Here is a 13,338-nt window from a genome sequence, read left to right as displayed (position 1 = left end):
TGGGGAGCATGACTCCAGACTAGCTGGTATGACGAGACGTCCACCCATAAGCCCCCCGGCCTGAATGGGAATGCCGTCTTGTCAACCGAGATCGTCACTTCGGGCTGCCGTACTTGGTCGATGGTCAGTACGGCTTCACCGGCACGCGGCAAGATGTGCGGTCGAAATGGACGAGGCCGTGGGGCACGAGACCGGCGCGTTAAATGAGAAGGCCCGCGCGGATGGCGGGCCTTCGGACGACGATCGGCAGCTGCGCCTCACTCAGGAGCCGGCAACGTCCTGTAGGTGGTCCTGGACCGGCCCGGCGTCCGCTCGACGACCATCTCGACCCGGCCGCTATCGACGAGGTCGCGCATCACGGTGTCGAGCTGCCGGGCGTCCATGCGTCCGTCCACCCTGCGGTACAGCTCGGAGCGGGTGACGGGCCGGTTGGCCTGCCGAATGAACGTCTCGATCTCGTCCGCGGGCAGTGGGAGGACGGGCGCCGACGGTCCGCTCACCGCGGGAAGGCCGACTTTCACCCACAATCGCTGCGCTGCCGCCTTTCCGAAGGTCCGCCGACACTCGGCCACCATCCGCAGGGCTTCCCTGTGCTGATCGGCCTGCGGGGCGTAGCCGCCCCTGCTGCGGATCGACGGCAACACCTCGCCCGTGACCCATTTTCGGAACCGGTGCGGGAGAGTGCCGGGCGTGGTTGCTCCCTGGCACCGCAGGATGAGGGTGTAGAGGCCGCTCTCCGAGATGAGGGTCACTTCCTGCTTGCCGCCAGGGGTGTCGGAAGTTCCGACACCCTTCTCGTCTGCGTCGAGGCGCGCGATGGCATCGCGCGAGTTTGCAATCGCGAGAGCGCCGCACACGTCGGCGGCGACGAACCATGGTGCGCCGGCGCGGTCGATGACGCGCACCGGACGGGCCTCGAACAGAAAGGGGACGATGGCGCTCACGCTGTGCCCCCTGCGGCCATGATGTCGGTCAGGATCGATGCGACGAGGCGACGATCAGTCGTCGAGGCGCAGAGGCTCGCCCAGGCCAAGGGATCTCCGTCGTGGCACCAGGAGAGCGCCAAGACTTTGATCGTGAGGCCCGCGAGCGTCGTAGCGGGCTGGCGTTCAATCCTCTTCACGATGTCGCAGCATCGCAGAACGGCCCCTTCCACTGCCTCGTCAACTGCAACGCGCTCCGCTTTCCACGCCTCGTTCAGGTCATGGCCCAAGCTGATGAGCTCGGCGTCGGGAATGGCATCGGTCGGCGCCATGACATCGGCTGGCGCTGCGATTGACGCTGAAGCGGCAGCGCGTGCCACGAAGAATCGGCGCGTCATCAGGGGCTCGTGGGTCGCTGCCAGAGCGGAGGTGACGTGGCCGCATTGGGATGTGTTAGGGGTATGCTCGGCCTGTCGCATGGGATGCTCCGTGCTTCGGGTCAGGCCCGGCAGGTGTCGCAAGCACCTTGTCGGGCCACCTTTTATCGGATATCCCGAAATCATGACTGCGTCAATTGCGGATATCCCGAAACGTAGAGGTCGCAAGCCTTCAGGCGGGCGCAAGGAGGGCATCATGTTGCGCCTCGATCCGGATATGCTTGCAGCCCTCGATGCGCTCATCGCGCAGCAACCAGACCCGAAGCCGTCGCGCCCCGAGGCGGTGAGGCAGGTGTTGGCGCAGGCACTGTGTCTAAAGTCCGAGACCCGATTCTCGTGAGCCTCATTGGCCACGAATGGACGAGGCACGACATGGGCGAAGCAGGTTGTACGTGGATCTCGTTTTTTGGTGTTAGGACTGCGGTAGTATAAAAATTGAACTAAGTTATTCGCAGGGAGGCTGCTGGATGTTGATTTTGACGTTGGCGACAATCCATCTTAATCATATCCTCATGACTGCGGTCAGGATGTTGCCTGCGAATTATGGATAAAATAATGACTTATATCAAATAAATTTACACTTCGAACGATAAATCGCAGCTTTGATTGGAAGGTTTAAACATGCCTCTTCGAGATGAGGTGCTTCTCGACCTACGTTCTTTGCCAGCTAATGAATTTGTGAGCAAGCGCGTGCTCGATAGGACGCCATTTGCGTTCGATACACTCGATTTATTTAAAGAGTGGATATCAATTTTTAATCAAGCCATCGGCGTCTCCGTTGACGACATCACATTAGTGGGCAGCGGCGCAGTAGGCATCAGTTTGAATCCCGACAAAAATTATAAGGAGTTTGATGCGCAATCAGATATGGACGTTGCGGTTATTTCACAAAAACACTTCGACGAAGCGTGGTTGTTCCTGCGCGATAATCACCATCGCAGATATAGATTGACAAATAATAGGCAAAGACTGACGTGGGAGAGCCACGAAAAGCGCATGATCTACTGGGGGGCAATAGAAGCCGATCGCTTGTTGCCTCTCCTGCCGTTCGCGAGAATGTGGGTGCCTGCATCGACAGCGGCATCGACGGATGCAATCGGCAATCGAGAAGTTAAATTCAGAATTTATCGGGACGCGAAAGCGTTGCGCATGTACCATGAGAAGGGTGTGCGCTTCCTGCAGAAGGAATTGGAGAAAGCTAGCAATGACCCAACGTTATACTGAAACAACCCGGCGTTCGATTTCTTGGTTGCGCCGCACGAATGAAGATGGTCGGCTCGAAATGACTCCTCCTTATCAGCGGGGTCCGGTATGGTCAGAGCAGCAAAAGAGCGCACTCATCGAAACTGTGCTGCTCGAATATCCGATCCCTGAAATATATATGCAAGATGTCGTAACGGAAGATGGCGGCGAAAGGCACATAGTTGTCGATGGTCAACAACGGATTCGCGCTGTTTTGGAGTTTATTTCAGACGAATTTGCAATTTCCCACACAGGATCTCGGTGGGAGGGGTTATCATTTTCTGAATTGCGCGGAGAGGATCGGATAAAAATCTACGAATATAGCTTCGTGACCCGACTTTTGCCGACAATACCTGAAGAGCAAATTAGAGCGATCTTTCAGAGAATCAATCGCAATACGGTATCTTTGAATTCCCAAGAATTGAGGCACGCTACTTATTGGGGTGAATTTATAAAATTGATGGAATCTCTATCAGACCTTGAATTCTGGTCAAATATTAATATATTTTCAGCAAATGATAGGAGGAGAATGCTTGACACAGAATTTGTAAGTGAGCTTACCGTTGCTTATCTCAACGGACTTCAGAACAAAAAAGGCAAGCTAGAAGATTTTTATCAGATGTATGAAGTGGATTTCGATAAAACAGAGAATGTTAGGTCTTGTTTTTTTTCTGTATTAGGGGAAATAGAAGGAGCATTGCCGGAAATCAGAAAAACTCGCTTTAGAAAAAAATCAGATTTCTACACATTGTTTCTAGTATTGGCCGCGGTTAAGAAACTGTTCCCACTTACGGAGGAGCGTAGAAAATCGCTTGGAGATACATTGCGAGAATTCGGAGATAATGTCGACAAGTATTTAAATAACAATGAAGCGATATCTGATGACAACGTGGCTGAATATGCTCGATATGTCGAACGGGCAGCCTCGGACTTAGGCTCTCGAAGGGCGCGCGCGCGCGCGTTGGGTGATGTACTAAAGAATGTCCTTCCGGAACTCCATGCTCCAGCGCATGAGATGCTTGCCGAGCCCCCAGTCGAGATGCAGCAGCCAACTGTAAGCAATCACCAAACCTGAGCGGCAGGGGGTGGAATTAAACCAAGAGAAATTATTCTCAGGTTTGTATCACTATGACTGAGCGCACATGAAAGCAGCCCCTCGGATAGCCAGGTCGATAAGGTTTTGACCTGGCAGCATCGGCATATGGCGCCCGCTGCTCCGTCGCTGCCCTAGCTCATCGGGTAGCGACTGGAACCCCCTTGCGTCGCCTCCGAATCTGCCGTCGTTATCGTTCCGCGCGTGATCTTACCAAAGGGGAGAGCGGATGTCGGGGGCGGAGCGGCCGGGCGGATTGGCGATCTCCCGGGAGTGGCAACTGTCGGCGCGCCGGGTCTTCTGGATCACGACGCTGATCTGCCTGGGCCTGCCCCTCCTCGGCATCGTCGCCGTGACTCGGCCAGGCTTCCACTACAAGTCCGAGCAGACGATGGTGCTCGGCATGGCGTCGTTCTTGATCCCCGCCTGGATCGTCCTCGGCGGTCTCAGCGCGCTGGTGGGCTTCGGCCTCCGGGTGCATCCCGCGCCGGTCATGGTGCAGCCGGCTACACCACCGCCGCCTCCCGAGCCAGCCCCGGCCCCTCCCCCGCGCCGCCGCGGCCGCCCGGTCCTGATGGGAACGGCCTCGTTCCTCACCTGCCTCGCCCTGACGCTCGTCCTGTCGGGCGGACGGGAGCTCCCCGCGGCCCTGGCCACCGCCTTCGTGGCGGCCTGCTTCGCCGTGCGCGGCGAATGGCGGAGGTGAGCCCATCCACGGCGCATGAATGGAAGGAGGTTGGCTCGGGCGCCGCAAGTCGATATCCCGGCATGCCTTCGTCATGGCCTCCGTGCATCAGGGACGATTCGCGAGGCGCTTGATCGAGAGACGGAATGCGGAGGAGTTGCCCGCGATGAGGCACGTTCTGCCGGCCGCACTCTGCACGCTGGGCCTGTTCGCGGTCTCGCCGGCCGCGGCCTCGGGGAAGATCTACTACGGGTCGCGTGCCGGCATGACCGTCACCGTCGTGTCGATGAGCGGCCTGGACACGGCCCAGGCGGTCATCCGCACCAAGCACACGCGCGAGGACGCGGTCGGCTTCTGCCGGGACTACGTCGGCAAGGTGACGCCCGCCTGCATCAGCGAGGAACTGGCCGTCCCGCTCAACGACCGGATCACCGCCAACTGCCCGCGCGGCGAGTTTACCGACTTCCAGGGCAGCCGCTATCGCTTCGCCGGTCGCTCCCGCAACAAGGACAGCATGGCCAAGTACGCGGTCATGAGCCTGCCGTCCGGCGAGGTGGCGGACGGCTCGAGCGCGAGCGGCTACCCGACCAATATCCAGATTTTCAAGGCGCTCTGCCCGAGTCGGGCACCGGAGGCTGAATAGCCCGTGACCCCTCGCATGGGGCATCGTTTCCCAAAGCGTGTCAATCGTGCGTATAGCTATTGGCTTCTCCGAACAGAGGACTTGCTCTAGCTATCCGGAAATTCCAGATCGGGACGGAAAGCTGGACTATCTATATATTATACTGATCGGGATAATCATCGTTGCCGGTGCCAAGCTGATCGCGCCGGCGGCTATCAAGAAAACATCGTGAATCATTAGGCCGTAGACGAGCCAGCGCGCCAGGCGGACAACTATGAGAAAAGGCTGCCAGCCAGTCATAACATCCGCGTTAGGGTAATCCCCAGCGAAAAACGTAGGCACTCGCCGCGTGGCGTTTGACATCGCATCGCTGTCAGCTATCCTTGGACGGAAAGGACCAGCGCAGGCTCTAGCCCTTCTTAGGTTGATCTCTGTCGCGCCCGATCTTCCGCACGCGGCTTGCCGCATTGAGGCACTGCATGTCGCGTTCGCGTAAAAACGAGATCTACGGGCGGACTGTGTCCTGGAGCACCAGAAGCGACATCTCTCCGCTTCGATACCCTGGCGGTAAGCGGAAGCTGGCCCCATTCATCGCAGATCTGATGGAGCGGTCGAGGCTCGCCCCAGACCTATTCGTCGAGCCGTTTGCAGGGGGGGCTGCTGTCGCGATCTCGCTTCTCGAGTGTGGCCGTGTCCGATCGATCGGTCTAGCCGACGCTGACCCGCTGGTGGCAGGATTTTGGCAAGTCGTATTCTCGGATCAAGCCACAGTGTTCGCCGACATGGTCAGCTCGGCCGAGGTCACTCTGGAAGAGTGGAAGCGCATCAAGCTCTCGGAGCCGGCACTTGGCCTCGAGACCGCCTACAAGTGCCTCTTCCTGAACCGGACGAGCTTCTCCGGCGCGCTCATGGCCCATACAGGCCCGATCGGTGGGATGAGCCAGCAGGGCGCCTACAAGATCGATTGCCGCTTCAATCGCTCCCAGCTCGCCGCCCGGATTCTCGAGCTCTCCCATTTGAGGAATCGCATCGCCTTTGTTCGCTGCGAGTCTTACTCGGACACAATCCAGCACGTCCGAGACAATCACGGGGATACCTCCGTGCTCTGGTATCTTGACCCGCCGTTTTTCGCGAAGGCCGACCGCCTTTACCGACACAGCTTCAAGAATTCAGACCATGAGGCTTTGGCCGCCGCCGTGGAATCCATGCCAGGGAACTGGATTCTCTCTTACGACGACCATCCCGACGCACGCAGGATGTACGCCGGGCATCCTGGCTTTGCGCGGATCAACCTACAGTACAGCGCCCGGATCGACGACGCCTCGCGTCTTGTAGCGTCCGAGGTAGTCGTCTCCGATCTCATCGCAAGCTTGCGGGCCGCAGGCGAGATTCAGGAAGCTGGCATCGTCATCCAACTCTTCCGCCGCCGGAAACCGGGGGCCATTACCGTGCTGCAAGACATCGCGGTCGAACCCAAGATGAGGCAGCAGGCATGATCCAGAAGACCATCAACCTTATGGCCGCCTCCTCAAACGCTCTTGCGCGGTTGGTGGATGAAAAGGCGGGCGGGCGGCACGTGGGCTTCACGATCCACTCGTCCTACTCTGAGATGACGGTAATGACGAATGACCGCTGGCGCCAGGAGGCGGGTGGTATCCCGATGAACAGCTACCTGCTGGCCACGAGCCTCAACACCGCGGAGCTGGCCTCGGCCGACGTGATCGACAAGCGCGTTGTGCTCTTAAGGATCGTAGGGCGTACCGAAATCTCGACCGATCGAGATTCCCTCCGTGCGATCATGGAGCACTTCCAGGACGACCCGCAGACCGTCGATCCAGCCTTCCGCAGCATGGAACCCATCTCGTTTGGGATGCTCCAGTGGAGCGGCATCAAGTGTAAGGTGCTCGGCACGTTCTATGTGGACGACAGCACACGGCTGCGGTTCGGAGCCGACGTTGAGGACTTCTTTGCAGCTCGTCAGATGAAAGTCTTGAAGCCTGGCCCTGAGGCGCTGGAGGAGATTGTCAACTTCGTCGATCCCATCCGCCGGGCGAAAGCTGTGAAGGACGCCGCGGACATGGGGATGGGTAAAGCGCCAGAGTCCTTCAAGATTGGGACCGTCCGCTTCACGTCGGCGAACCACATGAACGCGGCCTCGGGAACGGCAGAAGTGCCAGTGAAGGTATTCCCGGGTGACTTCCTCGCGCGTCGCACCGCTGTGTTCGGGATGACCCGCACGGGCAAGTCTAACACCACGAAAACAATGGTCTCGGCGGTCGCCCTTTCTGCGTTCGAGACCGCCCTTCCGATTGGTCAGATCATTCTCGACATCAACGGCGAATACTCTAACGCCAATAATCAGGACGCAGGCAGCTCGATCTCCGAAGTTTTCGGAGACAACACTATTCGATATCGGGCTGCGGCGGCGCCAGGTTTTAGAGACGTCCGCATCAATTTTTACGACTCCATCGATATGGGTATTCAGTTTATTGCCTCAAATATTCGAGATGAGAGCGTCTCGCTGAGTGAGGATCTCCAGACATTCATTTCGCTTGATCTCGAGGCACCAGAGGATCCAAGCGATCACAAAGCTATGGCCCTTTGGTATCGCCGAAGAGCGATTTATCAATGCATCCTGCATACCGCAGGGTATCCACACACTAATGGAATGATGATACGCTTCTCCGCCAATAAGGATAGTCTATCTGAAATTTATAATAATATTTCAGATATTCAATCAAGTATTCCGAACGCAACAAATAAAGATGCGAGAGCGGCAGCAGTTGCCCAGTACTACTCGTTGCGGAGCGACGGCCAAGGGTATTATTTAGGAACGCCTGATGATGCTGTCACATTCTGGTCGGACGTCCGAAATTTAGAAAGGTCTTTGCCTACGGGCATCAAAGCCGATAAAAAACGGTGGTTGTCAAACGAGGATTTTGGTCTTCTGTGTGTGCTCGTCGGACGGTCCAGCAAGACGGACACGCCGATCAGGTCAGCTAACGCCATTAAGAATGCGGCCCTACAGTTCCACTCAAAATTTGGATCTGCGAACGTCGCTGATGACATATACACGTACCTTACCCAAGGCCGAATAGTCATCGTCGACCTGTCAGTTGGCCCTCCGAAAGTTCGCGAGATAATGGCCGAACGTATCGCGCGCCGCATTTTCGAACGATCTGCCGCGCTTTTCACAGCCAGTAAGACGACGCCGATGATCGTCGTCTATGTCGAAGAGGCCCATAATCTGATCGGCAAGAACGCCGATCTCAACACGACTTGGCCGCGTGTCGCCAAAGAGGGAGCCAAATATGGCGTATCTCTCGTCTATGCGACGCAGGAGCCGTCTTCAATTCATCCGAACATCTTGTCAAACACTGAAAATTTCTTCGTCACGCATCTTAACAACGATAACGAGATTCGTTCGTTGGCGCGCTACTACGACTTCGATGACTTCTCCGAAAGTCTTAAACGATGCCAAGATGTCGGCTTCGCTCGCATCAAAACGCTGAGCGCGAACTTCACGACCCCCACGCAGATCACTTTGTTTGAACCAGCGAAAGTGCTGGTGGCATACACGGCTGCGAAGGCAAAGGCACCCTCTTGGTTCAAGCCGATCCCCTAAGGTCCCGACATGCCCTACGGTAGCGAGCCGTCCTCAGCAACAGGCGCCTTCGATGTTCTCAAGGATCCGACTGTCATCGCCTTCATGAGAGGTGTCGAGGTCTCACCGAACCTCTCGGGCGTGGAGGACAAGGTCCGGGCGAAGGTCGTTGATGTGACCAACTTAGTCACCGACCTGCCGGAGGGCACAATCTACGCGTCCGACGCCTCGCCGTACGAAGCAGTCGCTAAGAAGGATCTTCCCTCGGTCCGGGTAGGACTCATCAAATTCGCGAACGTCCTAATCTCGATTCCCGAATACAAGCGTATCAGGGACAGGAACGACATTTTTGTTGACCCCGTTGACATCGCAAATTTGAAGAAGGCCTCCAATGCCTTGAGCGTCGCGCTGCCTGGTGCAGGAATTTCCTCCAAGGCAATCCCAAAAACGAAAGCGCTATTCCGCGCGAAGGTTTTTGAGATTTTTCACAACGACTCGTTTAAATGTGGTTCTCAAACGCTTTTCAACACTTTTATTGATCTTTTGAAAAGGAGCGGCTCGGTTGTAGCTGAGGGAGGCAGAGACGGAATCGTACTGCAGAAAGGCAAAAAATCGCCGATTGACGGCAGCGCTCTTGTCGATCGTTTATTTATTCCACTGTCTCCTGGCTATGTCGATATTGCCACGCTGGACAAGTCGACTGAGCGCGTTTACGTCACAGACGCGCTGCGAGTGCAGGACGTATTTGCTGAGGAAGGCTCAAATACCGAGTGTTTCAATCGCCTCATGTCGGCGATGGAGCATATCTTAGTCGCCCATGTGATCCGGTGCTCGCACATGACGGACCGATCAATCACGGGGCAAATGCACGTTATTGTCGACGGGCCATTGGCGATTTTCGGAGAAGCGGCTCGATTTCATCGAAGCATTATGTCGCTGCTGCACGATATTCGTATGGAGTGCCGCGAGAGTGGCTTGCCTGGCCCTCTTGTCATAGGCGTTTCCAAGAGCGGTAAGATTGTTGAGCACGCCTCGCTAATCTCGTTTGTTTTGCAGTTCGACGATGCCAATGAAAGGCGCAGAGGGACGTTCGTTATCCCGATTGATGATGATTATCGCTACTCCATGATTGAGCCATCTCATTCATCTCAGCCGGATAATTTTGGCGGTGACACCTATTATGGCCAATCCTTCATCGTGAGAAGTTCACACGGCAAGATTTTCGATGTAACTTTGGCCTATCCTTTCAAGCAAAAGGCTGAGATAGATGGCGTTCCATTTAAGTATGCGAAGGTAGATTTGAATCATTACGGTGCAGATCTTGGCCGAATGGTGTCGCTGATAGAAATGATGCAGACAGACCTCTTTTCTAATGCTCTGATCCCAGTCCACCTCGCGCACCGATATGCATCCATCGCTCATTCGCCAGGTGGACGCTCGCTCGACAGTTTCGTCCGAGAGGCATTAAAGCTTACCCGAGAGCGGTGATACCCTCGCGCCTTGGCATCGACGTGTCGATGCCAAGGCGTCCGGCGCATCAGCGCCGACGCCCGATTGGGCTTGCCTTGCGCCGTCGAACAGATCTGTTAGACGGCGCGGCGGTATGAGACAAAGTTTTTTCGAATAAAAATTTTCATTTTAGGATTTTTAACTACGCGATAAATGTGAAGAAATATAAATATATAGCGTTTTAGGACGCCCCTTCGTCCGCTCCACCATCTCCTCCACCTGCCCGCTCGTGACGAGGTATTTCATCACATTGTCCAGCTGCCGCGCATCCATCCGCCCATCCACGCGCCGGTAAACCTCCGACCGGTTCACCGGCCGCCCGGCCTGCCGGATGAACCCGAGCACCGCCTTCAGCCCCGCCTGGTGCTCGTTCTCGGCCATGTTCTCCCGCAGCCCGGTGACGAACAGGCTGAACGACCAGTCCACCAGCCGCTGCGCCCAGGCCATGTCCCCCTCCTCCACCTGGACGCCCGCGAGCCCGTCCTCCGCATAGCGCCCGCAGGCGACGATCAGCGCCACGCGCTTCGTCAGCTCCGCCGCCCGGCTCCAGGCTTCGTAGAGCGGGTCGTGGTCGGCGCGGGCCAGCATCGTCTCGTCGCGCTCACGGCACGCAGCGTAGATCGCCTGCGCGCCGGCTGTCATCTCGACCACCACCAGCGGCGGCGGGCGGGCCGGGTCCAGCAGCGTCGCGGTCGCGCCGAGGTGTCGGCGGGGATCGGCGCCCGGCGGCGGAGCGTCCTGGAACTCGAACAGGCGCCGGGCGGCCGTCACGATTGCGTCGGGCACCTCCTCCTCCGGCGCCACCCGGGCCTGCACCTTCACCCGCTCGAACCGCGGCAGCACCAGGAAGCGGTTGAGGAACCCGTTCGAGACCATCTTCGAGCGCATCTGCTCGTAGAACGACGTGAAGGTGGTGGCGCCGTAGAGCGAGAGGCAGGGCCGCTGGATCAGGATGTCGCCGCGGGTTGTGGTGCTGTTGGGGATGAACGTGCCCATGCCGCGGCCCCAGAGGGTGCAGTAATCCTGCAGCATCTCGGCTTCCTGGGCGTTGGCGTTGCGGTGACCGACCCGGCGCAGGATCTTGTCGACCTCGTCCACCACCTGCACCTGCACCGGCCGCTCGGCGAGGCGCAAAGCCAGCGACGCCGCCGAGGAGGCCGCCGCGGTGTGCAGCCGCTGCCCGCCAGTCGCGGCGTCGAGGATCTGGCGCACCGCCTCCTGCGGCCGCTCCTTGCCGGCGCCGGTGCCGGCGATCGTCATCACGTAGAGGTGGGCGCCCGAGCGCGGCGTGCCGCAATAGACCCGCCGGCCGATCAGCGTGCCGACCGTCACCAGGGCCGCCGCGGTGGCGAACAGCCGGATCGGCTTGGGGCTCGAGGCCATGATCCAGTCCGCGATCTCGCCCACCAGCCCGGGCACGCGCAGGTCCGCGTCCGGGAAGTCGCGGGAATCGGACGGAGCCGGCGGCGTCTCCAGCACCTCGCCGGTCTCGGCGTCGACCGTCACGCCCGCATGCATCTCCACCCGCCGCGGCCGCAGGTCGATGGTCAGGCCCTCGCCGTAGCCGACCCGCCCCGCCAGCCAGTCGAAGGCCTCGTCCAGGGCGCTCCCTTGCGCCGCCATCACGAGGTCGAGGGGCGTGTAGGCCCGGTCGCCGTCGTGGAAGTCGCGGATGCCGTCGGGGTGGATCTTGAGGTTGGGGCTGCGCTTCTCCAGCGGCCGGCCGGTATGGGACGGCCGCCAGACCGGCACCGCCACGTAGCCGCCGCCCCGCCGGCGCAGCTTCGGCAGGCCGAGCTCCGGCACCCAGGCGCCGAGATTCGCCATGGCGAGGTCGTTGACCCGGCGGTGCGGCGTCTCCTCCCCGGCCGGCGCCTCACGGCGCGGCGGCCGCGGCGGCTCGGGCCTGTAGCCGAACGGCGCCAGGGCCGCGGCGATGCGCTCGCCGACGTCGTCCGCGATCCACGGCAGGTCCCCGGGCGCCACGCCGTCGAGCGCCTCGAGGCGCGTCCAACGGTAGGGCTCACCGGTCTCGGGGTGGAGCGTCGGCGGCAGCACGGTCTGCTTGCCCGGGCCGAGCAGGTCGAGTACTCGCACCGGCCTGCCGTCCAGGCCGGGCAGGTCGAAGGCCCGGGACGGGAAGGTCGGGCTTGCGCGGTAGAACAGCGTCTCACCCTTCCGGCCCGCCTTGCCGACCGTGGTGTCCGGCAGGATCGTCAGCAGGACGGCGCGGATCGCCGCGTCGTCGGTGTCGATGTCGGCGCTCACCGTGCCGCCCGAGGGCGGACCGAGCGCGATCCCGACGCCGGCCCCGCTCTCCGACCAGCGCTCCACCTCGACCTCGATAGGCAGGCGGTGGCGGAAACGGGCCTGCCAGTCGTCGAGGCCGATCCAGGCGCCGTCGGGCCGTGGCACGCCCGGACGCTTGGTGCCGGGGATGATCGGAATCGCCGCGTAGCCCCGCTCGACGAGGCGGGCCCCGACCTGCCCATACGCACCCGGCACTGCAGGCATTGCGACTTACCTCAGAACGGCGCGGCGCGGGCGAGGAGCATGCGGCGCAGCTCGTCCTCGAAGCCGACCAGGACCTGATGCAGGAAGGTCTTCCACTCCTCGGGCGTCAGGGCCGCGAGGTCGGTCTTGCCGATCCCGTCGAGATAGGCCCCTGCCCGCTCGCCGGCGGCGTCGCGCGCGCGCTGCTCGTACCGGTCCAGCTCGATCGTCGGCATCTCGTACACGCTCCTCGCGGCTTGCCCGCAGTCCGGGCTGTCGCACAGCCACAGCACCGGGTGGCCCTGGCGCCCGGCCCAGCCGAAGCCGGTGGTCGCCCGCCGCCGGCACACGCCGCAGATCACCGGCTCGCGGTCGCCCTTCACCCGCGCCACGGCGGTCACGCGCACCCCGTCGTGGCGCCGCAGGCCTGGCAGGTCAGGCAGGCGCCCGAGCGTTTCATCTGCATGTTGCCGCAGCGGTCGCAGAGATCGCCGGTGAAGCCGCTGGCCCGGGCCACCTCGACGAGGGCGGCGCGCCGGATCCGGTCGCCCGGCATTTCCTGGCGCGGCTCCGACATTATGGGCCCGGGCGCCGGTTCGAGGACATGCCGGCGGACGACGTCCTCGACCGCGCGCGCGTCGCCCTCGCCGAGGGCGGCCGGGTGGATCGTGCGCAAGGACATGCCGTCGGTCACTACCAGCACGTAGGCCAAACCCTGGATGCTCATGCG

Annotated in this window: 13 protein-coding genes; 8 read left to right on the top strand and 5 right to left on the bottom strand. The window is 60.0% G+C overall.

What is annotated here, in order from left to right; translation table 11 throughout:
* Nucleotides 1-257 precede the first annotated feature (257 nt).
* The gene (locus tag ABZT49_RS03875; protein WP_355283277.1) at nt 258-944 is read right to left on the bottom strand and encodes a BRO family protein; all 687 of its coding nucleotides are present in this window, start codon (nt 942-944) and stop codon (nt 258-260) included.
* Nucleotides 941-1,321, bottom strand: coding sequence for a hypothetical protein (locus ABZT49_RS03870; protein WP_355283274.1), 381 nt, complete (start codon nt 1,319-1,321; stop codon nt 941-943). The genes ABZT49_RS03875 and ABZT49_RS03870 overlap by 4 nt, the downstream gene beginning before the upstream one ends.
* A 235-nt stretch (nt 1,322-1,556) precedes the next feature.
* Between ABZT49_RS03870 and ABZT49_RS03865 the strand changes: the two genes are divergently transcribed.
* The 8 genes from ABZT49_RS03865 (at nt 1,557) to ABZT49_RS03830 (ending at nt 10,094) form a co-directional block, all read left to right on the top strand.
* A complete protein-coding gene (locus ABZT49_RS03865; protein ID WP_355283271.1) occupies nt 1,557-1,700 on the top strand; it encodes a ribbon-helix-helix protein, CopG family in 144 nt (47 codons plus the stop codon).
* A gap of 281 nt (nt 1,701-1,981) precedes the next feature.
* Entirely contained in the window at nt 1,982-2,584 is a 603-nt protein-coding gene (locus ABZT49_RS03860) for a hypothetical protein (RefSeq protein WP_355283268.1), read from the top strand.
* Nucleotides 2,565-3,677 (top strand): DUF262 domain-containing protein, encoded by a 1,113-nt coding sequence (locus tag ABZT49_RS03855; protein WP_355283266.1) that lies wholly within the window; start codon nt 2,565-2,567, stop codon nt 3,675-3,677. The genes ABZT49_RS03860 and ABZT49_RS03855 overlap by 20 nt, the downstream gene beginning before the upstream one ends.
* A 247-nt stretch (nt 3,678-3,924) precedes the next feature.
* On the top strand, nt 3,925-4,401 hold the full coding sequence (locus tag ABZT49_RS03850) for a hypothetical protein (RefSeq protein ID WP_355283263.1): 477 nt from the start codon (nt 3,925-3,927) through the stop codon (nt 4,399-4,401).
* 145 nt (nt 4,402-4,546) lie between these two features.
* On the top strand, nt 4,547-5,023 hold the full coding sequence (locus ABZT49_RS03845) for a hypothetical protein (RefSeq protein ID WP_355283261.1): 477 nt from the start codon (nt 4,547-4,549) through the stop codon (nt 5,021-5,023).
* Between the two features lie 458 nt (nt 5,024-5,481).
* A complete protein-coding gene (locus tag ABZT49_RS03840; protein WP_355283258.1) occupies nt 5,482-6,498 on the top strand; it encodes a DNA adenine methylase in 1,017 nt (338 codons plus the stop codon).
* A complete protein-coding gene (locus ABZT49_RS03835; protein ID WP_355283256.1) occupies nt 6,495-8,627 on the top strand; it encodes a helicase HerA domain-containing protein in 2,133 nt (710 codons plus the stop codon). Before ABZT49_RS03840 ends, ABZT49_RS03835 begins: the two co-directional genes overlap by 4 nt.
* 9 nt (nt 8,628-8,636) lie before the next feature.
* Nucleotides 8,637-10,094, top strand: a complete 1,458-nt coding sequence (locus ABZT49_RS03830; protein ID WP_355283253.1) for a hypothetical protein — start codon at nt 8,637-8,639, stop codon at nt 10,092-10,094.
* Between the two features lie 159 nt (nt 10,095-10,253).
* Here the strand turns inward: ABZT49_RS03830 and ABZT49_RS03825 are convergent, their stop codons facing one another.
* Genes ABZT49_RS03825 through ABZT49_RS03815 form a run of 3 tightly spaced genes read right to left on the bottom strand, consistent with a single transcriptional unit; the run spans nt 10,254 to nt 13,335 of the window.
* Nucleotides 10,254-12,629, bottom strand: coding sequence for a DUF3987 domain-containing protein (locus tag ABZT49_RS03825; RefSeq protein WP_355283251.1), 2,376 nt, complete (start codon nt 12,627-12,629; stop codon nt 10,254-10,256).
* Between the two features lie 11 nt (nt 12,630-12,640).
* A complete protein-coding gene (locus tag ABZT49_RS03820; protein WP_355283248.1) occupies nt 12,641-13,009 on the bottom strand; it encodes a DUF6511 domain-containing protein in 369 nt (122 codons plus the stop codon).
* A complete protein-coding gene (locus ABZT49_RS03815; protein WP_355283246.1) occupies nt 13,006-13,335 on the bottom strand; it encodes a hypothetical protein in 330 nt (109 codons plus the stop codon). Before ABZT49_RS03815 ends, ABZT49_RS03820 begins: the two co-directional genes overlap by 4 nt.
* Between the last annotated feature and the right edge of the window lie 3 nt (nt 13,336-13,338).

Source organism: Methylobacterium sp. EM32 (genome assembly GCF_040593685.1).
In the GTDB taxonomy this organism is placed as follows: Bacteria; Pseudomonadota; Alphaproteobacteria; order Rhizobiales; family Beijerinckiaceae; genus Methylobacterium.
The sequence above is the reverse complement of the archived record's forward strand: the minus strand, read 5'-3'. Positions and strand labels throughout refer to the sequence as shown.